Source organism: Ancylobacter aquaticus (assembly GCF_004339465.1).
Lineage (GTDB): Bacteria > Pseudomonadota > Alphaproteobacteria > Rhizobiales > Xanthobacteraceae > Ancylobacter > Ancylobacter aquaticus.
Window position 1 is genome coordinate 1936318 of sequence record NZ_SMFY01000001.1, and the last position, 22405, is coordinate 1958722.

The 22405-nt window shown below is 69.2% G+C and carries 19 protein-coding genes; 16 read left to right on the plus strand and 3 right to left on the minus strand.

The features are described 5' to 3' along the window. Positions 1 to 49: 49 nt before the first annotated feature. Positions 50 to 1105 carry an N-acetyl-gamma-glutamyl-phosphate reductase gene (gene argC / locus EV667_RS08940; RefSeq protein ID WP_131834881.1) on the plus strand — a complete coding sequence of 352 codons (1056 nt, stop codon included), beginning with the start codon at positions 50 to 52 and terminating at the stop codon, positions 1103 to 1105. Between the two features lie 61 nt (positions 1106 to 1166). On the opposite strand, the gene phaC is transcribed toward argC, so the two are convergent. Then, on the minus strand, positions 1167 to 2876 hold the full coding sequence (gene phaC, locus EV667_RS08945) for a class I poly(R)-hydroxyalkanoic acid synthase (protein ID WP_245516044.1): 1710 nt from the start codon (positions 2874 to 2876) through the stop codon (positions 1167 to 1169). 145 nt (positions 2877 to 3021) lie between these two features. Between phaC and EV667_RS08950 the strand changes: the two genes are divergently transcribed. From EV667_RS08950 to EV667_RS08975, 6 genes are all read left to right on the plus strand, one after another. Next, positions 3022 to 3402 carry a hypothetical protein gene (locus EV667_RS08950; protein ID WP_131834883.1) on the plus strand — a complete coding sequence of 127 codons (381 nt, stop codon included), beginning with the start codon at positions 3022 to 3024 and terminating at the stop codon, positions 3400 to 3402. 99 nt (positions 3403 to 3501) lie between these two features. Continuing rightward, a complete protein-coding gene (locus EV667_RS08955) occupies positions 3502 to 3933 on the plus strand; it encodes a hypothetical protein (RefSeq protein ID WP_245516045.1) in 432 nt (143 codons plus the stop codon). Between the two features lie 142 nt (positions 3934 to 4075). Continuing rightward, positions 4076 to 5293 (plus strand): LL-diaminopimelate aminotransferase, encoded by a 1218-nt coding sequence (locus tag EV667_RS08960; protein ID WP_131834884.1) that lies wholly within the window; start codon positions 4076 to 4078, stop codon positions 5291 to 5293. 57 nt (positions 5294 to 5350) lie between these two features. Further along, positions 5351 to 6670: a homoserine dehydrogenase gene (locus tag EV667_RS08965; protein ID WP_131834885.1), complete on the plus strand. Its 1320-nt coding sequence runs from the start codon at positions 5351 to 5353 to the stop codon at positions 6668 to 6670. A 12-nt stretch (positions 6671 to 6682) separates the two neighbouring features. Further along, complete coding sequence (glpX, locus tag EV667_RS08970; RefSeq protein ID WP_131834886.1) at positions 6683 to 7678, plus strand: class II fructose-bisphosphatase; 996 nt, start codon at positions 6683 to 6685, stop codon at positions 7676 to 7678. Positions 7679 to 7917: 239 nt separating this feature from the next. Continuing rightward, positions 7918 to 8250 (plus strand): hypothetical protein, encoded by a 333-nt coding sequence (locus EV667_RS08975; RefSeq protein ID WP_131834887.1) that lies wholly within the window; start codon positions 7918 to 7920, stop codon positions 8248 to 8250. A 131-nt stretch (positions 8251 to 8381) separates the two neighbouring features. Here the strand turns inward: EV667_RS08975 and EV667_RS08980 are convergent, their stop codons facing one another. Next, positions 8382 to 9089 (minus strand): alpha/beta hydrolase, encoded by a 708-nt coding sequence (locus tag EV667_RS08980; protein ID WP_131834888.1) that lies wholly within the window; start codon positions 9087 to 9089, stop codon positions 8382 to 8384. Between the two features lie 229 nt (positions 9090 to 9318). Between EV667_RS08980 and EV667_RS08985 the strand changes: the two genes are divergently transcribed. Next, positions 9319 to 10194, plus strand: a complete 876-nt coding sequence (locus tag EV667_RS08985) for a DMT family transporter (protein WP_131834889.1) — start codon at positions 9319 to 9321, stop codon at positions 10192 to 10194. 54 nt (positions 10195 to 10248) lie between these two features. Here the strand turns inward: EV667_RS08985 and EV667_RS08990 are convergent, their stop codons facing one another. Continuing rightward, positions 10249 to 11607 (minus strand): esterase-like activity of phytase family protein, encoded by a 1359-nt coding sequence (locus tag EV667_RS08990; protein ID WP_131834890.1) that lies wholly within the window; start codon positions 11605 to 11607, stop codon positions 10249 to 10251. Between the two features lie 171 nt (positions 11608 to 11778). On the opposite strand from EV667_RS08990, the gene recJ reads away from it, so the two are divergent. The 8 genes from recJ (at position 11779) to EV667_RS09030 (ending at position 22318) form a co-directional block, all read left to right on the plus strand. Further along, a complete protein-coding gene (gene recJ, locus EV667_RS08995; RefSeq protein ID WP_131834891.1) occupies positions 11779 to 13599 on the plus strand; it encodes a single-stranded-DNA-specific exonuclease RecJ in 1821 nt (606 codons plus the stop codon). A gap of 200 nt (positions 13600 to 13799) precedes the next feature. Next, on the plus strand, positions 13800 to 15107 hold the full coding sequence (locus EV667_RS09000) for a TIGR03862 family flavoprotein (RefSeq protein WP_131834892.1): 1308 nt from the start codon (positions 13800 to 13802) through the stop codon (positions 15105 to 15107). Between the two features lie 333 nt (positions 15108 to 15440). After that, positions 15441 to 15740 (plus strand): hypothetical protein, encoded by a 300-nt coding sequence (locus tag EV667_RS09005; protein WP_131834893.1) that lies wholly within the window; start codon positions 15441 to 15443, stop codon positions 15738 to 15740. A 162-nt stretch (positions 15741 to 15902) separates the two neighbouring features. After that, complete coding sequence (locus tag EV667_RS09010) at positions 15903 to 17195, plus strand: imelysin family protein (protein ID WP_131834894.1); 1293 nt, start codon at positions 15903 to 15905, stop codon at positions 17193 to 17195. Positions 17196 to 17202: 7 nt separating this feature from the next. Then, on the plus strand, positions 17203 to 18663 hold the full coding sequence (locus EV667_RS09015; protein ID WP_131834895.1) for a multicopper oxidase family protein: 1461 nt from the start codon (positions 17203 to 17205) through the stop codon (positions 18661 to 18663). Positions 18664 to 18812: 149 nt separating this feature from the next. Further along, complete coding sequence (locus EV667_RS09020) at positions 18813 to 20054, plus strand: di-heme oxidoredictase family protein (RefSeq protein ID WP_245516046.1); 1242 nt, start codon at positions 18813 to 18815, stop codon at positions 20052 to 20054. Between the two features lie 15 nt (positions 20055 to 20069). Continuing rightward, a complete protein-coding gene (locus EV667_RS09025; protein WP_131834897.1) occupies positions 20070 to 21194 on the plus strand; it encodes an imelysin family protein in 1125 nt (374 codons plus the stop codon). Between the two features lie 11 nt (positions 21195 to 21205). Beyond that, entirely contained in the window at positions 21206 to 22318 is a 1113-nt protein-coding gene (locus tag EV667_RS09030) for a DUF1513 domain-containing protein (protein ID WP_131834898.1), read from the plus strand. Positions 22319 to 22405: the final 87 nt, after the last annotated feature.

Consider the following 22405-nt stretch of genomic DNA (forward strand, 5'->3'; position numbering starts at 1 on the left):
GCGCCCCGGCCTGTGAAAAGGCCGCGCGCCAGTACGAAGGGTCGCCACCATGACGGACAGCAAGGCGCGGATCGCCATCCTCGGGGCCTCGGGCTACACCGGCTCGGAACTGCTGCGCCTGCTGCTGCGCCATCCCCGCGTCGAGATCGTCGCGCTGACCGCCGACCGCAAGGCGGGGCAGGCGGTGGCGGACGTGTTTCCGCAGTTCGCCCCGTTCAGCCTGCCCAAGCTCATTACCATCGAGCAGGTGGCGTGGAAGGATGTGGACCTCGTCTTCTGCGCGCTGCCGCACGGCACGACCCAGCTCGTGATCAAGAACGTGTTCGAGACCGCGCCGCATGTGAAGGTGGTCGACCTCTCCGCCGATTTCCGGCTGCGCGACGATGGCGCCTATGAGCGCTGGTATGGCCACCCGCACCAGGCGCTGGAACTGCAGCAGGAAGCCGTCTACGGCGTGGTCGAGCTGTACCGCGACGACATCCGCAAGGCGCGGCTCGTCGCCAACCCCGGCTGCTACACCACCACCGCCATCCTGCCGGTGGTGCCGCTGATCGAGGCCGGCGCCATCGAGCCCGAGCACATCGTCATCGACGCCAAGAGCGGCGTCACCGGCGCGGGGCGCTCGGCGAAGGAGAACCTGCTCTTCACCGAGGTGACGGAGGGCATGCACGCCTATGGCGTCGGCGGCCATCGCCACATGGCCGAGCTCGACCAGGAATTCTCCAAGGCCGCCGGGCGCACGCTCTCGCCCAGCTTCACCCCGCATCTCGTGCCGATGACGCGCGGCATCTACGCCACCATCTACCTCAAGACCGGCGCCGGCGTCGGGGCGGAGGGCGTGCACCGGGTGCTGGCGGACTTCTACAAGAGCGAGCCCTTCGTGCATGTGATGCCGCTGGGCCAGGTGCCGCAGTCGCGCTTCGTGAAGGGCTCGAACATGGCCTTCATCGGCGTGGTCAAGGACCGCGCACCGGACCGGGTGATCGTGATCTCGACCACCGACAACCTTATGAAGGGCGCCTCCGGCCAGGCGGTGCAGAACATGAACCTCGTGCTCGGCTATCCCGAGACGATGGGGCTGGAGCAGATCGCGCTGTTTCCGTGAGGCGGGCATTCTGCGCGAAGCGTCATCCCCGGGCTAGATCCGGGGATGACGGCCGTTCGCGCTACGACCGCACCTTCACATAGCTACCCGGCGCGTCCTCGATTGCCTTGTACGCGCCCTCGCCGGGGACGCGTTTGCTCGCTGCCACGCGCTTCCCGTCCTGCGCCTCTAGCCAGCCGAGCCAGTCCGGCCACCAGGAGCCGGGGTGCATGTCGGCGGCGGCGATCCAGTCCTCCAGCTTCCCCTGCGCCGCGCCGCCGGTCCAATATTGGTACTTGCCCCGCGCGGGCGGATTGATGACGCCGGCGATATGGCCGGAGCCGGCCAGCACGAAGCGGCCGGGATTGCCGAATTTCTGCAGGCCGAGAAATACCGATGCCGCCGGGGCGATGTGGTCCTCGCGCGTGGCCACGCTGTACATCGGCAGGTCGATGGCCGCGAGGTCGAGTGTCTTGCCGGCGAGGAGCAGGCGGCCCTGCGCCAGCTTGTTGTCGAGGTAGCAATTGCGCAGATAGAAGGAGTGGTTGGCCGCCGGCAGCCGGGTCGAATCCGAGTTCCAGTACAGGATGTCGAACGGGAAGGGCGCCTGACCCTTCAGATAGTTGTTCACGACATAGGGCCAGATCAGGTCGTTGGCGCGCAGCATGTTGAAGGCGTTCGCCATCTTGCGGCCCTCCATCACGCCGGTCTCCAGCATCTTGCGCTCAAGGCTGGCGATCTGCTCCTCGTCGATGAACACCTTGAGGTCGCCGGCAAAGGTGAAATCGACCTGCGTGGTGAGGAAGGTGGCGCTGGCGAGGCCGGGCTTTTTCCCGGTCGCCGCCAGCCAGGCCAGCGTCATCGCCAGCATGGTGCCGCCGACGCAGTAGCCCACGGCGTGAAAATCCTTCGTGCCCGCCGCCTTCTTCGCGACGTCGAAAGCGGTGAGCACGCCGTCCTTCATGTAGTCTTCAAAACCCTTGGCGGCGAGTTCCGGGCCGGGGTTCACCCACGACACCATGAACACGGTGAGCCCGTGCTCCACCGCCCAGCGCACAAAGGATTTTTCCGGAGTCAGGTCGAGCACGTAGAATTTGTTGATCCAGGGCGGGATGATGACGATCGGCGTCGCCAGCACGTTTTCGGTCTGCGGCGCGTACTGGATGAGCTGCATCAGCTCGTTCTGGAATATCACCTTGCCCGGCGTGACCGCGAGGTTTTCGCCGACGCGGAACTTGGAATCGTCGGTCTGGCGGATCTTCAGATCGCCGCCGCCCGCCTCGATGTCCTCGGCCAGCATCTTCATGCCGCGCACCAGGTTCTCGCCATTGGAGGTCAGCGTGGTGCGCAGCAGTTCGGGATTGGTCAGCACGAAATTGGAGGGCGACACCGCGCCGGCGATCTGGCGCACGTAGAAGTCCGCCTTGTGCTTGGTGCGGGCGTCGATCTGCGCTTCCTCGACCATGTCCGCCGCCCAGTTGGCGGTGAGCAGATAGGCCTGCTTGATGGCGTCGAAGAAGGGGTTGGACTTCCATTCCGGGTCGGAAAAGCGGGCGTCGCGCGTGGCGGGCTCCACCACCGGGGGGGTCTTCTCGCCGCCCAGATTCTTCAGCGCCGAGGTCCACAAATCGAGATAGCCGCCAATGAGGCGCGACTGCGCTTCCACGGTGCGCTGGGGGTCGGAGAGCCAGTACTCGGCGACATTGCCGATCGTCTTGGCGACATCGGCGAGGTCCTCGGCCACCTCGTCCTTGATGCGACCGTCCTCGCGCGGACGCAGATAGGCGGCCATGGCCCGCCCGCCTTCCTCCATCATCCGCGCCAGATTGGCGGCGAAGATTTCAAGGTCGATGGGGCTTGTCCGTGCGGCATCAGGCGCCTCGGCGGCGGGGGGAGCGGTGGGCGCCTCTTTCGCCGGGGCGGGCGGGGCCTGAAGGATGGCTTCGGGCGTCGGCTTTCTGGGCGCGGCGGGCCGCTTCGGCGCCGTGGGCTTGGTCGCCCGCTGGCGCGCGGCTTTGGCTGCCGGCGCCGGCGATTCGGCCGCGACCCTGCTCGCGGTTGCCTTCTTTGCCGCCACCTTGCGTGCCGGCGGTACGGCAGCGGGAACCGAAGCCGCAGGCACGGGGGCCGCGACCTGTTCCGGCGCGCGTTTCCGCACGGCCTTCTTCGCCGCCGGGGCCGGCGACTCGCTGCGTTCGGTTCGCGCCGTGCTCGTTCCCGGCGCGGACGTCGCCGGGGTGGACGTCGCCGGGGTGGACGGTGTCTTGGTACTGCGTCGGTTGCTCACCGCTTGTCCCCGCGGGTTGGTGCGTTCATAGGTGGCCATGATAGACGCGCTATCGGGTGCTAGCGAGTGCGTAACGGGCCGTACACGCGCATGCTGACGCAGAGGCAGGCCGGCGCAGGACAGGGAGACCATGTTGGCTCACGGGCAAGGCAGGCAGGGCGGCGGTTCGGTCGCGCGGATGCACCTTCTCGCCGGCTGCGGCCTTGTGGCGCTGCTGCTGGCCGGCTGCGCCTCGGGGGAGGGGCCCATGGGCGGAATCTCCGAGGAGGCGCTGGCGCCGGCGGCGGGAAGCGCCGAATCAGCGGGCGTTCCGGTGGCGGCGTCCTCTCCCGGTGCCGGAGAGACGGCTCGCAGCGTCGCCGGCCAGGCCCGCGCCGCGCCGGTTCTTACAGGACGGGTGAAACCGCCGGAGCCGGCCTATCCCACCTTCGGTGCCCCGGCGCAGGTCGGCGACCGTCCGGTGCTGACCCAGCAGCAGCGGGACGCCATGCAGAAAAACCTGGAAGGCCTCGCCGGCCAGCGCGAGAAGGAGATGCTGCGCCAGATCGAGGCCGACCAATAGCCGGCCCTGGTTTCGCCGGCGCGATTACCATTCTTCTGCCCCTTTGGGCTGACATCGGTCGCTGTGCGGGCGCACGAACGGTGATATGAAGCGCGCGTGACGCCGTCGCCGGGGAAACGGGGCGGCCTGGAGCTTGGAACCCATGACTGATTTTCATCGTATCCGCCGGCTGCCGCCTTATGTGTTCGAGCAGGTCAACCGTGTGAAGGCTACCGCCCGCAATGGCGGCGCCGACATTGTCGACCTCGGCATGGGCAACCCGGATCTCGATGCCCCGGACCATGTGGTTGAAAAGCTCAAGGAAACCATCGGCCGTCCGCGCACCGATCGCTATTCCGCCTCCAAGGGCATTCCCGGCCTGCGCCGCGCGCAGGCGGCCTATTATGAGCGCCGGTTCGGGGTGAAGCTGAACCCCGACACCCAGGTGGTGGCGACGATCGGCTCCAAGGAAGGCTTCGCCAATATGGCGCAGGCGATCACCGCCCCGGGCGACGTGATCCTGGTGCCGAACCCGAGCTACCCCATTCACGCCTTCGGCTTCCTGATGGCCGGCGCGGCGATCCGCTCGGTGCCCTGCGAGCCGGGGCCGGAATTCTTCCACGCGCTGGAGCGCGCGGTGGCGCACTCGATTCCCTCGCCGCTGGCGCTGGTGCTTTGCTACCCGTCCAACCCGACGGCGCAGGTCGCCGATCTCGATTTCTACCGCGACGTCGTCGCCTTCGCGAAGAAGCACGATCTCATCCTGCTGTCCGACCTCGCCTATTCGGAGGTGTATTTCGACGACAACCCGCCGCCTTCCGTGCTGCAGGTGCCGGGCGCGATGGACGTGACGGTGGAGTTCACCTCCATGTCCAAGACCTTCTCCATGGCCGGCTGGCGCATGGGCTTCGCGGTGGGCAATGACCGGCTGATCGCCGCGCTGGCGCGGGTGAAGTCCTATCTCGACTATGGCGCCTACACGCCGATCCAGGTCGCGGCCACCGCCGCGCTGAACGGCCCGCAGGACTGCATCGCCGAGATGCGCAGCGTCTACAAGAAGCGCCGCGACGCGCTGGTCGACAGTTTCGGCAAGGCCGGCTGGGAGATTCCCGTGCCCACTGCCTCCATGTTCGCCTGGGCGCCGATTCCTTCCAAGTTCCGCCATCTGGGCAGTCTCGAATTCTCCAAGCTGTTGATCGAGAAGGCGGATGTCGCCGTCGCCCCCGGCGTCGGCTTCGGCGAGCACGGCGACGATTATGTGCGCATCGCCCTTGTGGAGAACGAGCAGCGCATCCGCCAGGCGGCGCGCAACATCCGCCGCTTCCTTGAAACCGGCGCGGAAACATTGCACAACGTCGTCCCTCTCGCCGCGGCGCGCTAAGGCCCGGTCCCTTCGGGCGGCGCCGCATTCGGAACGTTTGTTGAGTTCGGACATATAATGGCGCCGCCGCTGAAAATTGGCATCGCCGGCCTCGGTACGGTCGGCGCGGGTGTGGTGCGTATGCTGGCCCGGCGGGCGGAGGCGATTGCCGCGCGCGTCGGCCGTCCGGTCGAGGTGGTGGCCGTCAGCGCCCGCGACCGTGCCCGCCCCCGCGACTGCGATCTCGAAGGCATGCGCTGGTACGACGACGCGGTGGAACTGGCCCGCGACCCCGACATCGACGTCTTCGTCGAACTGATCGGCGGCCCGGACGGCATCGCCAAGGCCGCCGTCGAGGCGGCCATCGCGGCCGGCCATTCCGTCGCGACCGCCAACAAGGCGCTGCTCGCCCATCACGGCGTCGAACTGGCCGCCGCCGCCGAGGCGAAGGGCGTTTCCATCCATTTCGAGGCGGCAGTGGCCGGTGGCATTCCCGTCATCAAGACGCTGCGCGAGGCCCTGCTCGGCAACGAGATCACCCGCGTTTCCGGCATTCTGAACGGCACCTGCAACTACATCCTCACACGGATGCAGGAGGAGGGACTGTCCTTCGACACCTGCCTCGATCAGGCGCAGAAGCTCGGCTATGCCGAGGCCGACCCCACCTTCGACGTCGACGGCTTCGACACCGCCCACAAGCTGGCCCTGCTCGCCGCACTGGCCTTCGGCGTGAAGCCGGACCCGGAGGCGATCCATATCGAGGGCATCCGCTCGATCACGCTGGCCGACATCGAGGCGGCGGACGAACTTGGCTACCGGATCAAGCTGCTCGGCGTCGCCGCCCGGACGGGTGACCAAGTCGAGCTTCGGGTCCACCCCACCATGGTGCCTAAACATTGGCCAATCGCGCAGGTCTCCGGCGTCACCAATGCGGTGGCGATCGACGGTGACGCGGTGGCGCTGACCCTTGTCGGCCCCGGCGCCGGCGGCGATGCCACCGCTTCGGCGGTGGTGGCGGACCTGTGCGATGCTGCGGCCGGAACGGGTGGCGCGCCTTTCGGCTGGAAGGCTTCGAGCCTGCAGCCGGCGGAGAAGGCGGCGATCCGCCGTCACGAAGGTGGCTACTACATCCGCCTCGCTGCGGTCGACCGGCCCGGAACGGCGGCAGCCATTGCCCGCCATATGGCCGAGCAGAACATCTCGCTCGAGTCCATAATGCAGCACCGTCGCGGCCGGCCTCATGGCGGCGAGCGCGCGGAGAGCGCGGAGGACCCGGCACCCGTGGTGCTGATCACCTACGCCACCAATGAGCACGCGGTGCGTCGGGCGATCGAGGCCATCGAGATCGATGGCGTCATCGCCTCGCCGCCGCAGGTGATACGTATCGAAAAGGACTGAGGGGCGGGGACGATGGCGGAGATTACGGTCAAGGCGGACCAGGCGCTGGAGCGCATCCTGACGCTCGAACTGGTGCGCGTCACCGAGCGCGCGGCAGTGGCGTCGGCCAGCCTGCGCGGGCGCGGCGACGAGAAGGCGGCGGACAAGGCGGCGGTGGACGCCATGCGTCGCGAGCTGAATCGCCTGCCCATCGCCGGCCGCATCGTCATCGGCGAGGGCGAGCGCGACGAGGCCCCGATGCTGTTCATCGGCGAGGAGGTCGGCACCGGCAAGGGGCCGGCGGTCGACATCGCTGTCGATCCGCTGGAAGGCACCACGCTCTGCGCCAAGGACATGCCGGGCTCCATCGCCGTGATGGCGATGGCCGAGGGCGGCACCATGCTCTACGCGCCCGACGTCTACATGGACAAGATCGCCATCGGCCCGGGCTATCCCAAGGGCACGATCAACATCGACGCCACCCCCGAAGAGAACATCCGTTCACTGGCCAAGGCCAAGGGCGTGAAGCCTTCCGAGCTTACGGCGCTGATCCTCGACCGTCCGCGCCACGCCGCGATCATCGAGGCGGTACGCCGCACCGGCGCGGCCGTGCAACTCATCGCCGATGGCGACGTCGCCGGCGTGATCCACACCACCGACCCTGACGAGACCGGCATCGACATCTATCTCGGCACGGGCGGCGCGCCCGAGGGCGTGCTGGCGGCGGCGGCGCTGCGCTGCATCGGCGGCGAAATGTACGCCCGGCTCATCCTCGACAGCGAGGCCAAGCGCGAGCGCGCCAAGCAGATGGGCGTCGCGGACCCGAAGAAAATCTACACCATCACCGACATGGTCCGCGGCGACTGCCTCATCGCGGCGACCGGCGTCACGACGGGCAATCTGCTCAAGGGCGTGAAATATGAGCGCGGCGTGGTGAAGACCCACACCGTCGTCATGCGCTCGGCCACCGGCACGGTGCGCTGGATCGAGGCCGAGCACCGCGACCTCTCAAAATTCCATCTCGGCTGACGCTCTCCGCGTCATCCCGGCTCGGCCTTCGGTCGTCCGGAATGACGCGAGTGGACAGGCGGGGCGCAGGAGCGCCCCGTTTTCGTTTCGCCCCCCGGAAATGGCATTGGGGCGTGCTGGCGTCATCGCGCGCTTTGGTCGTGGCCCGGTGTGCTGTATACCAGAGGCGTGCCGAGGCCAGACCCATCAGGGCGCCCGGGACCCGAACGCCAAGCCAATTGCCAAGGGAACGACCCATCATGACCGCTCCTCATTCGCTGCTTCCGCCCCTGCTGTCCCAGATCGACGCGCTGATCGGCGCCGAGAAGTACCTGGAGGTCGCGCAGGCCTATACGGCCTTCGTCAAGGAGCACCCGACCACCAATTACCTCGCCTCCGAGCCGGTCCCGTTCAAGCTGAACAGCGCCTTCGCGAAGAAGTACGGCTCGTCCGCCACCAACACCTTCACCCTGCGCAACACCACCTGGGCGTCGGATGTGAAGGCGGCGCTGAAGGCTGGCCCGAGCGAGTTCGCGGCGCTGATCGCCAAATACGAGTCGGAAATCGCCGCCACCGCCAAGAAAGCGGCCTGATCGGTCCTGATCTATCTGCTTTCGGAAAGGCCGGCCTCGCGCCGGCCTTTTTTGTGTCCGGCCCAGCGCCGTGCCGCCGGAGCGCCGAGCCGGGACCCAGCGCACAGACCCGAAGGCGGTTCACGGGAGGATCAGGCCCGCTGCGCCACATCCTTCAGGAAGTAGTCCACGCCGAGCTGCACCATGTCCGGCTGCGAGGCGTGCGGGCCGGGGTGCTCGACATAGGTCAGCTCATAGCCGGCCGGGCGCAGCTTGGCGGCATGGGAGCGGCCGGCGGTGTGTATGGGCGTCTGGGTGTCGTTCTGGCCGTGGGCGATGAACACCTTCGGCGCCCCCTCCTGCGCCAGCACGGTCATGAAGCCGGCCGAGAAGGCGAGGATATGGGTAACGATCTGCCCGTTGCTCAGCCCGGTGGAGAGCGAATAGCTGCCGCCATCGGAATGGCCGGCAAAGGCGAAATGGGCGGGGTCGAGCGCGAAGCGTGCGGCGACCTCGGCGAGGGCGAGGTCGAGCCGCTCCAGGTCCGGCCCGTTGCCGCCGATGACGATATCCCAGGTCGGCAGCAGCGATTGTGGCACCAGCAGCAGGAAGCCGCGCGTCTCGGCGTGGCGCCGCAGCATCGGCAGGATCTTCTCGGCACTGCCGCCGCCGCCATGGAACAGCGTCACCAGCGGGGTAGGGCGGGCAGGGTCGATACCCTCCGGCACGACCAGCACCGCGTCGCGGGTTTCGAACAGGCCGAGATCGTGGCGGCCGGGCGCGAGCGCGGGCTTGGTCGGCGTGGCATGGCGGAAGGCGAGGCGACCGAGGAGCGACAGGTTCAGCATGGCGCGCACCATAATGTTCCCGCCCGCGTGCGCAACCCGGCCGGTTGCCGCGCCGGGCTGCGCCGCCGGGCTGCCCACCGGCTGGCCCCGCCATGAGGGTCGCGCAGGGCAGGCATGGTAGGGCGGGTCTTTGCAGATGCCGGGCGGTGGACTATCAGCCCAACGGCCGACACGCGACTCGCCGCGTGCGGTATGAGGCTCGCCTTCGAGCCGTCTTGTCGCCTCCTGCCGCCGGTTCTCGATGCCGCTCAAGCACAAGCTGCTCGCCCTCGCTGTCATCGGCGTGTGGGCGCTGAACATGATTGCCGTGAAGCTCGGCATCGCGGAAATCCCGCCCATGATGATGAGCGCGCTGCGCTTCGCACTGGTGGCGGCGCTGCTGTGCCCGGTGCTGCGCATCACGCGCGACCAGTTCTTCGGCGTGCTGCTGGTGTCCTTCACCTTCGGCACGCTGCATTTCGGCCTGCTCTTCGCGGCGCTGGCCGATTCCGAGGCGGGCACCAGCGCGGTGATCATCCAGCTCGGCGCGCCCATCGCTACACTGCTCGCCTGCATGGTGCTGAAGGAGCCGCTGGGCAAACTCCGGCTGGCCGGTCTTCTGGTCTCGGTGGCCGGCATCGGCTTGATCGCCGCCGGGCCCACTCTGCCGCCGCCGCTCTCGCTGGTGCTGCTGCTGGCAAGCGCCACCGGCTGGGCGGTGACGAACCTCATCGTCAAGGAACTCAAGGGCGTGCGGCCGATGACCATGATGGGCTGGTCGTCGCTGCTGGCGATCCCGCAACTGCTGGCGATGTCCTGGGTCTTCGAATCGGACCGCTGGTGGATGGTGACGACAGCGGGCTGGCATGGCTGGTTCTGCGTGGTCTACAGCGCCATCGGCTCGTCGATCATCGGCTATGGCATCTGGTACTGGCTGCTGCAGCGCCACTCGATCAACGCGGTCGTGCCCTATTCGATGCTCAACCCGCTGCTCACCGTCGTGTTCGGCATCGTGCTGATCGGCGACGATCCCTCGCCGCTGAAGATCGCGGGAGCGCTGGTGATGGTGGCGGGCGTCGCCCTCATCCTGCGCCGGCCGCGAAACCTGCCCGACCCGACCTTGCCCGACACGGCGTGACCGCGAAGGCCGGAGCGTCGCCGCCCCGGCCCCGGTGGACGCCCTGGATGCGGCTCACTTCGCCTTCAGGAACTCCCCGACTTCCAGCAGGATCAGCTCGTTGTCGTCCGCCTTGGCGGGATCGCGCGAGGAGGAGAAGGGCAGGTTGTTGTCGTTGCCGACCACGATATGGGTGGCGTCGACCACGTCGACATTCTCGATGGTGAAGAAGGGGAAGGTGAGCACGCCGTCATTCAGCGGCTTGCGGGCGACCTTGTTCGGATCGGCGATCTTCATCAGGTCGATATGGCCGATCTTGCGCACCGGCTGGCCGACATTGGCGTCGCTCAGCTCGATCTTGGTGACGCGCTTGAATTTGGCGAGGTCGTGGAAGCAGTCCGGCCCCTTGGTCCCGGTGGCGCAGGCCTTGTCGGGCGTGCCTTCGCCATTGTCGCGCTCGATGATGAGCCCGGTGGTGGCGTCGATCATGTTGAAGTCGCCGATGGCGTTGCCGTTCTGCTCCAGCACGTACTGCCACATGCGCCCCGTCCACTTCTCGGCGGCGACGTCGAATTCGAGGATCGGCAGAAACTCCTTGCCGTCCGCCGTCTTCTGCCAGTCCTTCGTGGAAGCGTCCCATAGCGGGCCCTCCAGCAGGGCGTAGAGATATTTGCTGTCCTTCGAGGCGGCCATGCCCTCATAGCCCTTGGAGCGGCGGGCATTGAAGGTCGCGGGCGCGTTCGGCGCGGCGGGGGAGGCGACAGCGTAATGGTCGGGCGAGCGCACCGGCGTCTCGCCGGCCACCGTCTCGAACAGGCCAAGCACCTTGCCGGTCTTGTCGGCCTTGATGAGGTAGGGGCCGAACTCCTCGCCGATCCAGAAATGGTCGCCGATGATCTGGAAGCTCTCAAGGTCGAGATCGGCGCCGGTGAGATAGCGTTTTTCGGTGCCCTCATGGACGATGCGGAACGGCACCTTCCTGTCGGGGTCGGTGAGGAACACCGTCTCGATAGGCTGGAACGCGCCGGTTGCCCAGTCCACCGTGTAGTGACGCAGGAAAAGCGCGGCGTCCGGGCTGTTGGCCTTCGAGCCGAAGCCGTTGTCGGTGATGACCCAGAAGCTGCCATCGGGCATCACCTTGATGCCGGAATGCCCCTGCACCGGCTGGCCCTGGAACGGCAGCTTCACCCCGGTGGGGCGGCCGGCGGACTTGCCTTCCACGGTACCGAGAGCGTCGACGCGGGTGCCTGACGTGAACTTGCCGGAGACCTTGAGGTCCGCCGGCGCGTCGTCCGGCATTGCGAGGAAGGTCTGCGCCGGCAGCACGGCATGGCCGGCGAGGGTGGCCGGGTAGGCCTCGTCGGCACGCAGGCCGGTGGTGGCGAGAGCAAGCACCGCGAGGGCGGCGCCGGCGAGCAACGGGAGGCGGTTCATTTAGGGGGGCTCCTTGTCAGCCTTCGGCGTGAGGCGGGAACCCGCCTTCTGCCCGCCACCCATGTCCTGCGCGTTACGATGGCGTGACGAGGCGATGACGCACGGTCCGCCCCGTCTGCGTGTGGGCGGCCTCTCGACGCGGCGCGCCTTATAGGGCTTATCCTGCCGGACATGAGTCTCAACCTTCCCACCGCCGCTCCCGCTCCCCGCGCCTTCCTCGGCGTGTCCCGCTCGGCCACCGGCCGCTTCTGGCGCGAGCGGCTGGATGCGCGCGGCGCGCAGACCACGCTTGCCATCGTGCAGCGCCACGGCGTGCCGGAAATCCTCGCCCGCGTGCTGGCCGGGCGCGGCGTGGCGATTGACGAGGTCGAGGCGTGGCTTGACCCGACGGTGAAGCGGCTGCTTCCCGACCCCGACACGCTCACCGACATGCAGGCCTGCGTCGCCCGGCTGGCCGACGCGGTGACGCGCGGCGAGAAGGTGGCGGTGTTCGGCGACTATGATGTCGACGGCGCCACTGCCACCGCCTTGATGGTGGACGTGCTGCGGGCCGGCGGGCTCGACCCGGATTTTCACATTCCCGATCGCATCTTCGAGGGCTACGGGCCGAACATTCCCGCTATCGAGGCGCTGGCGGAGCGCGGGGCGACGCTGCTCGTCACCGTCGACTGCGGCACGATGAGCTTCGAGCCCTTTGCGCGCGCCCGCGAGCTGGGGCTCGATGTCGTGGTCATCGACCATCACCAGGCGGGCGAGGCGCTGCCCGAGGTGAGCGCGCTGGTGAACCCCAACCGTGCCGACGACCTCTCCGGCCTCGGCCATCTCTGCGCGGTGGGGCTCGTCTTCGTGGTTGCCGTCGGCCTGCTGCGCGAATTGCGCCAGCGGGGCTGGTGGACGGCCGAGCGGCCGGCGCCCGACCTGCTCGCCAGCCTCGATCTCGTCGCGCTCGGCACGGTGGCGGATGTGGTGCCGCTGCTGGGTCTCAACCGCGCCTATGTCACCAAGGGGCTCATCCAGCTGCGCAAGCGCGAGCGGCCGGGGCTCACCGCGCTGATGGACGCGGCCCGGCTCACCGGCCCGCCCAAGGCTTGGCATCTCGGCTTCCTGCTCGGCCCGCGCATCAATGCCGGCGGGCGCATCGGCGACGCCACACTCGGGACACGGCTGCTGCTCACCCGCGACCCGATCGAAGCGCAGATGATCGCCGCCGAGCTCGACCGGCTGAACAGCGAGCGCCAGCAGGTGGAGCGCGCCATCGTCGCGGAGGCCGAAGCGGAGGCCGAGGCGGCGCTCGGGCTGGCCGGGGTCGGCGCGGTGGTGCTCTCCAGCGGGCAGGGCTGGCACCCCGGCGTGGTCGGGCTGGTGGCGGCGCGGCTGAAGGAAAAATTCGGCCGCCCGGCCTTCGCCATCGCCTTCACCGGCGAGACCGGCGCCGGCTCGGCCCGCTCCATCCCCGGCGTCGATGTCGGGCGGGCGGTGCGCGGGGCGGTGGAGGCCGGCATTCTGGTGAAGGGCGGCGGCCACGCCATGGCGGCCGGCCTTACCATCGCCCGCCCCCGGCTCGGCGACCTGCGCGCCTATCTCGAAGAGGCGCTGTCGGCGACGGTGGAGGATGCACGGGCGGTGGACGAGACAATGATCGACGGGGCGCTTTCCGCCGCCGGGGCGACGCCCGAGCTGGTCGAGCTGGTCGAGCGGGCCGGGCCGTTCGGGGCCGGCAACCCGCAGCCGGTCTTCGCCTTTCCCGCCCATCGCGTGGTCTATGCCGAGCCGGGCAGCGCCGGACAGATACGGGTGCGCCTGCGCAGCACCGACGGAGCGACGATTTCCGGCGTCGTGTTCCGCGCCATCGACACCCCGCTCGGCTCGGCGCTGCTGGACGCGCGCGGCCAGTTGCTGCATGTCGCCGGCACGCTGGATCTCGACAGCTGGCAGGGCCGCACACAGGTGAGCCTGCGCATCACCGACGCCTGCCCGCCGGAAATAGGCTGACGGATCATGGGGATGGGAGATTTTTCGGAATCAGGCGGTGAATGGTTTTTGGGCTGGGCATCCTCCGCCGGCCTGAACTGGACCGAGGCTCCGCGCAAGGGATGCGCGCTCCCGGAATCGGGTTTTCAGCCGATGACCGCAAGCCTGCGCAATGACTCGCGAAATCCGCTCTTCGTCGCCCTGAATCGGAAGTTGAGCCGGTGACGCCAGAAGCCGGCAACGACTCACGAAATTCCGATGCCGGGTCGCTTCATGTCGCCATCGTCGGCGCTGGCCCGGCCGGGCTGATGGCGGCGGAGGTGCTGGCGCGGGCCGGTTGCGCCGTGAGCGTGTATGACCGCATGCCGAGCCCCGCGCGAAAATTCCTGATCGCTGGACGCGGCGGGCTGAACCTCACCCATTCCGAGTCGCGCGCGCCCTTTCTCGCCCGCTACGGCGGGGCGTCGGACTGGCTGAGCCCGCTCATCGACGCCTTCCCGCCAGCCAGGCTGCGGGAATGGGCGTCAGGCCTCGGCGAGCCGACATTCGTCGGGTCCAGCGGGCGGGTGTTCCCGAAGAGCTTCAAGGCATCGCCACTGCTGCGGGCGTGGCTGGCGCGGCTCGATGCGCTGGGCGTGCGCTTGAACAGTCGCCACCGCTGGCTCGGCTGGAACCGCGACGGTGCGCTGTGCTTCGCGGCACCGGAAGGCGAGTGCGAGGTGGCGACTGAAGCGGTCCTGCTCGCGCTTGGCGGCGCCAGCTGGCCGCGCCTCGGCAGCGATGGCGGCTGGGCGGAAATTCTGCGGGAGGAGGGCGTGGAGATCGCCCCGCTGCGCCCCGCCAATAGCGGCGTGCGGATCGACTGGTCGGCACCGTTCAGCGCCCGCTTCAAGGGGGCACCGCTCAAGCGCATCGCGCTCACTCTTGGGCAGGCGCGGGTGCGCGGCGAGGCGATGGTCGACGGCGGCGGGCTGGAGGGCGGCGCGGTCTATGCGCTTTCCGGCGCCCTGCGCGAGGCCATCGCCCGCGAGGGCACGGCCACCCTCCATGTCGACCTGCGCCCGGATGTGAGCGAGGAAGCGCTGGCCATCCGGCTGGCGGCCAGCCGCAAGGGCGAGTCTATGGCCAACCGCCTGCGCAAGGCCGCCGGCCTTTCTCCCGCCGCCGCCGGCCTGCTGCGCGAGGCGGGCGCGCTGCCGGCCGAGCCCGCCGCGCTTGCGCAGCGCATCAAGGCACTGCCGCTGAAGGCGACCGGCATGGCGGGGCTGGAGCGCGCCATCTCCACCGCCGGCGGCATCACCCGCGCCATGGTCGACGAGCAACTGATGCTCACCGCGCGGCCGGGGGTTTTCGTCGCCGGCGAGATGCTGGACTGGGAGGCGCCGACCGGCGGGTATCTGCTCCAGGCCTGCTTCGCCACCGGCCATGCCGCTGCGTGCGGGGTGCTGGCGAGACTGGGCCTTGGTCTGCCCGAGCCGTGGCGCGGCAGGTGGGATGCAGGGGAAGCGGCGGCTGTCGCGCGGGAGTAGTCGCGGGACGACGGCTGAGGGAGCGCGTGCCGTCGTCCCGCGTGGTTCACGAGACCTGCCGGGAAGTGGCCTCGCGAAATCGTTGCCGGTGAGCGCAGTGGCCGCTGTATGTATTCGCGGCTCGTCTCCGGCGTTGACAGAGTGAATACGCGCGTTCGTTGTCACCTACAACGATTATCTTCCAGTATTGTTATAGTTCTAAACTATTGGCGACTGTTTTACTTGTGCGAACGCCCAAGGGTGGGGCGCTTGCGCCGGGGCGGGGGCAGGCTTACCTGCTGGCAGGGGAGCGCGCCGCGTGGGCGGGAGCGGCGCGGATATGCAGGAGGCACGATGGCACGTCTGTTCTTCCGCCGGGGCGCCAGCGCCGAGGCCGCGCCCGACGCCGCCCGCGAACTGGCTGCTAAGGCGCGGCTCATCCTCGGGGTCGACGAAGAAACCACCATCTCGATCAGCGAGATCGCCTGTGGCGACCCGGCCTGCGGCGGCGCGGAAACGGTCGTGCTGGTGATGCGGCCGGGACGGCGCACCGAGGCGGCAAAGCTGATGAAGCCGCTCTCGACCGTTACCGATGCCGAGCTGGCGGAGGCGTTGCAGCCTTTGTTTGACGTTGCGTCACCAACCATTGGCTGAAATAAAGTATTTTTACTGATCGACATGGCTTGAGCCTGAATTCCGCCGGCTTGCCTCACTGTAAAAACATTCTAATGTGTGGCCGAAGACTTGCGACTGCTTCCGGCGGTGGCGTAGGAGTCTCCCGCTATGGCGCCTCTAGGGCGCGGGAGGAGACAATCCATGCGAGCCAGATCACTGTTCGCCGCGCCGCTTGTCGCGGCCATCGCGCTGGGAGCGGCCTTTGCCGCCGGTCCCGCCGCCGCCGACACCCCGGCGCCGAAGGTGCGCGACATCGTTGCCACCTATGCCGACATCGCCGAGGCGATGTACACGGACAGCCTGACCACCGCCAAGGCGCTGCAAAGCGCGGTGAACGCCCTCATCGCCGCCCCGACCGAGGCCAATCTTGACGCGGCCAAGACCGCGTGGAAGGCCGCGCGCGTGCCCTACCAGCAGACCGAGGGTTACCGCTTCGCAAATCCCATCGTCGACGAGTGGGAAGGCCGCGTGAACGCCTGGCCGCTCGACGAGGGGCTGATCGACTATGTCGACAAGGGCTACGGCGACACCTCCGACGAGAACCCGCTCTACACCGCCAACGTGATCGCCAACACAAAGGTGCGCGTCGGCAAGAAGACCATCGACACCACCACCATCACCCCCAAGCTGCTCGACAGCCTGCAGGAGGCAGGCGGCGTCGAATCCAACGTCGCCATCGGCTATCACGCGGTGGAATTCCTGCTGTGGGGCCAGGACCTCAACGGCACCGGGCCCGGTGCCGGCAAGCGCCCCGTCACCGATTACGACACCGCCAACTGCACCAATGGCCATTGCGAGCGCCGCGCCGCCTATCTCAAGGCCGCCACCGACCTGCTTGTCACCGATCTCAGTGACATGGCGAAGTGGTGGGGCAAGAAGGGCAAGGCCCGCGCCGCCGTGGTGAAGCAGAAGGACAAGGCCGCGCTCGGCACCATTCTCACCGGCCTCGGCTCGCTTTCCTATGGCGAACTGGCGGGCGAACGCATGAAGCTCGGCCTCATCCTGCACGACCCCGAGGAGGAGCATGACTGCTTCTCCGACAACACCCACAACTCGCACTATTATGACGAACTCGGCATCGCCTCGATCTATCGCGGCAAGTACAGCCGCGTCGACGGCTCGGTCGTCGAGGGCGCGTCGGTGGCCGCCTATGCGAGCGCCAAGGCGCCCAAGGCCGCCGAGGAGGCCGATGCCAAGATCGACGCCGCGCTCGCCGCGCTCAAGGCGATCAAGGACGAGGCCGATAGCGGCAAGCAGGCCTATGACCAGATGATCGGCGAGGGCAATGCCGAGGGCAACGCGCTGGTTCAGAAGGGCGTCGATTCGCTCGTCGCCCAGACCCGCGCCCTTGAAGGCGTGGTCGGCGCGCTCAAGCTCAAGATCAAGGTCGAGGGCTCGGACAGCCTGGACGATCCCTCCAAGGTCGGCGAGTGAGGCTGATATGACAACCGGCGGCGCGGGTTTCTCGCGCCGCGCCTTTCTCGGAGCGGGCGCGGCGATCGGCGGGCTGGCGGTTCTCGCGCCCACCCGCACCGGCGTCGCGCGCGCAGCCGCCCCCTTCGAGCCGACGCGGGAGGTGGCGCTCACCGCCGGCGAGATGGAGCTGAAGCTCCTCGGCCCGGACAAGCCGGCGACCCGCATCCTCGCCTATGACGGCACCCCGTTCCAGACGCTGCGGATGCCGCGCGGCACGCGGCTCAAGGCGACGTTCGTCAACGGCATCGACGAGGGCTCGACGCTGCATTTCCACGGCATCCGCATGCCGAACGAATATGATGGCGTGCCCACGCTCACCCAGCCCCTGGTGCAGCCCGGCAGCCGCTTCGTGCATCTGCTGCCGCTCGACGATCCCGGCACTTTCTTCTTCCACCCCCATTGCGACGAGACCGGGCAGGCCGGCAAGGGCCTTGCCGGCGTGCTGATCGTCGAGGACCCGCGCGACCCCGACTTCGACGCGGAGCACGTGCTCTGCCTGAAGGACTGGCGGCTGGCGGAGGACGGCAGCTTTCTCGCCATGTCGGAACCGGAAGGGGCGGCGAAGGCGGGCACCTTCGGCGCCACCCGCACGGTGAACGGCACGCCCTCGCTTGATCTCACCGCCCCCGCCGCCGGCCATGTGCGGCTGCGCATCCTCAACCTCGATTCCACCCGCATCATGGATATCGGCGCCGAAGGCGGTGAAGCCTGGCTCATCGCGGTGGATGGCCACGCGCTGAAGCCGGTGCGGCTCGACGACCTGCCGGATGGCATCTGGCGCATGGGCCCGGCGCAGCGCATCGACCTCGACATCCGCATGCCATCCGACGGCTCCCCGGTGACGCTGGGCGACTACCGCGCCGCCGACATCTACCCGTTCGCAACGCTCCGTGCCGACGGGCGGGTGGCGCGTCCGCGAAAAGGCCCGCTGGCGCTGCCGAGCGCGGAATTGCCGAAGCCGGACATGAAGCAGGCGACCCGGCTTCCCTTCACCCTCCAGCAGGCGACAGGGCAGGCGGTGAAGGACATTGCCCTGCCGGCGGACGATCCGCTCGCCAAGGCGCTGATCGACAGCCTGTGCGTCGGCTCGACCACCTATTGGGGAATCCAGTCCGAATCCTGGCCCACCGGCACCAACCGCAACGTGCCGCCGCCGCTCGCCCGCATGGAGGAGGGCGCCTCCTATGTCGTCGCCATCAAGAACGAGACGCGCTTTCCCCACCCGGTCCATTTGCACGGCCACGCCTTCGAGGTGCTGACGTCCAGCCTCGACCGCCTGCCGCGCCACTTCGCCGATACCGTGCTGGTGCAGCCGGGCGAGGTGGTCGAGATCGCCTTCGTCGCCGCCCCTGGCGACTGGGTGTTCCACTGCCACATTCTGGAGCATATGGAGACCGGGATGATGGGCTGGTTCCGGATCGTGTGATGGGCGCACGCGGGAAGCGTCGACAAGGCGAGGCGGATGCCGCCTTCGGCGGAGTGTCGGCTGGGTCCCGGATCGGCGCTCCGCCTCCGGCGTCACTGGTCCGGGATACGAAGATGTTTCCCGGACAAGCTGCACGACGTGCGGCGCCGATGCGGGACCCAGGGAAGACTCCGCGCAGCGGCCTTGTCCGTAGCGTCGTCCTGCTCTGCGGCCTGCTTATCTGCGCATCCGCCCCAGCCGTCGCGGAAGACGCCCGCCTCGACGCCGCCATCGGCAAGGCGCTGTTCGAGCGGCCCTGGGTACCGGCGCCGAGTTCCACCCGCGCCAATGACGGGCTCGGCCCGCTGTTCGACGCGCGCTCCTGCTCGGCCTGCCATCCCGCCGGCGCCGGCCACGGCTCGACCGCCCTCGACGCCGAGGGTCGGCCGGAGGCGCTCGGCCTCGTGCTCTCGCTGTTCCGCGAAGATAGCGCCGGCGATGCCGTCTATGGCCACCGGCTGGAGACGATGACGCTGCCCGGCGTGCCGGCCGAAGGCGGCTTCGCAGTTATGCTGGAGGATGGCCGGCGCGTTCCCCGCCTCACCGCGCCGGGCTATGGCCCGCTCGACCCGGCGACCCATATGTCGCTCCGCGCGGCGCCGGATCTTCGCGGGCGCGGCAAGCTGGAACTGGTGGACGACGCGGCGATCCTCGCGCTCGAAGACCCCGATGACCGCGACGGCGACGGCGTGCGCGGGCGGGCCCGTCGCTTCGCCAGCCCCGATGGCGGCTCGTCCATCGGCCGCTTCGGCTGGAAGGCGAGCCACCCGACGCTCGCCGGGCAGGCGTCGGAAGCCTTCGCCCTCGATCTCGGCCTGTCCACGCCGCTGCGCCCCGAACCCTGGGGCGACTGCACCGACGTGCAGACCGCCTGCCGCAACGCGCCGCACGGGCGCGAGGCCGAGGGTGAGCCGGAGATTTCCGACGCCATCGTCCAGCGCATCGTGACCTATCTCCGGGCGCTGAAAGTGCCGGAGGGCGGCGAGGACGCGGGCGGCGCCCGTCTGTTCGCCGCCACCGGCTGTGCCGCCTGCCACCGCCCGGCGCTTGCGACGCGCGGCGGCGGCACGGTGGCGCTGCACACGGATGTGCTGCTGCACGACATGGGCGAGGGGCTGGCCGACCCCGCCGGCGTGCCGGGCGCTTCCGCTTCCGAATGGCGCACCGCGCCGCTCGCCGGGCTTTCCCGCGCGCTGGAACGGGGCGTCGGCCTGCTGCACGATGGCCGCGCCGCCACGGTCGCGGAGGCCGTCGGCTGGCATGGTGGCGAGGCGGCGGGCGCCCGCGCCCGTTTCAACAGGCTGGGCGCGGCCGACCGTGCGCGGCTGATCGACTATGTGTCTTCCCTTTAGAGCGAGGCTTCCCTCATGAAGCGATCCCCTTTCGCCGTGGCGCTGGCGCTGGCGAGCCAGATCGGGCAGGCGGCCCAAGGCGTGCCGGGGCTCGCCACCGCCTCCACGCTGCTCACAACCCTGTTCATCGGCCGTGCCCAGGCCGCGCCGGTTTCGGCACCCGAGATCGTGGAGAACTGGCTGCTGCCGCGCTACAACACGCTGCTCGCGGCGACCCGGGCGCAGCGGGAGGCGTGGGACGGCTTCTGCAAGGCGCCCTCCGCGGAGGGTGTGGCGACGCTTAAGTCCCGGTTCAAAGCTGTTTCCAAAGGCTGGTCCGAGGTGGAGTTCATCACCTTCGGCCCGGTCATGCTGTCGCTGCGGCCGGACCGTTTCAACCTGTTCCCGGAGCGGCGCAATGCCGTCGGCCGCTCGGCGGCCGAACTGATCGCAGACCCCACCGATGAGCGGCTGCAGCCGCAGCGCTTCTTTCGCTTGAGCGCGGCGGCGCAGGGGCTGCCGGCGCTGGAGCGGCTGCTCTATGACGAGGGTGCGGAAGCCGCGCTGCTGGCGGGGCCGGAGGCGGCGCGGCGCTGCGCGCTCGGCCAGGCGATCGCGGTCAACCTCGCCACCATCGCGGAGGAAATCCGCGCCGGCTGGGGGAGCACCTCCGAGGGGCTGCTGGCTCAGCTGCGCGCCGGCAAGTCGGACCCGGTCTATTTCCCCGACCCGAACGCCCTGCTCAGCCAGATCGTCACCGATCTCGCCGGCGCCTATCAGCGCGTCGTCGACCAGCGCCTGCTGGTGGTGCTTGGCAAGAACGTGGACGAGGCCAAGCCGCTGATCGCCGACCGCCGCCGCAGCGGGCTTTCCCGCGAGACGATCGTCGCCATCATCGGCAGCGCCGGCGGGCTGGCGGAGGCGCTGAGCGCCGGGCTCGACCCGAAGGACCGCGCCAGCCTGAATGCGACGCTGCAGGCCGCGCAGGCGGCGGCGGACGGCCTGCCCGAGGATATCGGCGCGGCCGCGACCACGCTTGAAGGGCGCAAGACCCTCCAGGCCGCGGTCGTCGCCTTCAAGGCGGCGCAGGCCGGCGTCGCCAAGCCGCTGGCTTCAGGGCTCGGCGTGCCGCTCGGCTTTAATGCGCTCGACGGCGATTGAGGGAGGCGCATATGGGCATTCTCGAACTCACCCGTCGCTCGCTGGTTGGTACGCTCGGCGCGTTCGCGGCCGGCCCGCGCGTGCTGTTCGCCGGCGGTGCCGCCCATGCGCGCGACCATCTGCTCGATGCGCAATGGCTCGCCACGGCCGGCGTGGAGGGCGGCTTTGCCCCCGTGGTGCTCTCGCCGGATTTCGCCGCCACGCCGGTCGGCGCCGGGGCGCAGCGCCTGCACTGGGTGGAGCCGAGCCCGGACGGGCGCACCGCGGTTGCGGTGGCGCGGCGGCCCGGCACCACCGCCGTGCTGTTCGACCGCCGCGCTGGCAGCGTGCTGGCGACCTTCGAGCCGGGCGAGGGGCGGGTGTTTTCCGGCCATGGCCGCTTCATCGACGGCGGCCGACGCTTCCTCGCGGTGGAGATCGGCCGCGAGGATGGCGCCGGCGTCGTCACCCGCCGCGTGGTGGAGGCGGGCTTCGCCATCGAGGCGGAATGGGCCTCTTCCGGAATCGGCCCGCACGACATGCTCCCCGCCGGAGACGCGCTCATCGTCGCCAATGGCGGGATCGAGCCGCACACACCGGAAGCGCTGGGGGCCGAGATTGCCGGCTCCGGCATCGCCCGGCTCGACCCTTCCAGCGGCGCGGTGCGCTCCGTGGCGGCGTTGAGCGAGGACCTCGCCTCGCTGTCGCTGCGCCACCTCACTTCGGGTGCCGATGGCTTCACCGTGGTGGCGGCGCAGGACCTGCTGGCCGACGGCATCGCCCGCCCGCTGCTCCATGCGGTGGAGGGGGAGGGGCTGCGCGCCTTCGACGCCCCGGACGAGGCATGGCGGAGCCTGCGCACCTATGTCGGCTCGGTGGCGCTGGATGCGTCCGGCGCCTATGTCGCCGCCGCGAGCCCGCGCGGCAACCGGGTGGCGCTGTGGCGGCGCGATGGGCGCTATATCGGTTCGCTGCCGCTGGTCGATGGCTGCGGCCTCGCCCCGACCCGGGAGGCGGGCCAGTTCCTCGCCACCAGCGGGCTGGGCGAGACGGTGCTGATCGGCACCCATGGGGAGGATGTCGGGGTTATCGCCCGGCGGGCCGGCGGGCCGCGCTACGACAACCACGCCGTGCTGGTGGCGTGAGCGGGCAGGGGCCGGGGTCGCCGGGCCTTTCCTTTTGGCACCAGCGGGATAAAACCGGGCGGTCGCGTTCGATCGCCCTCTATCCCG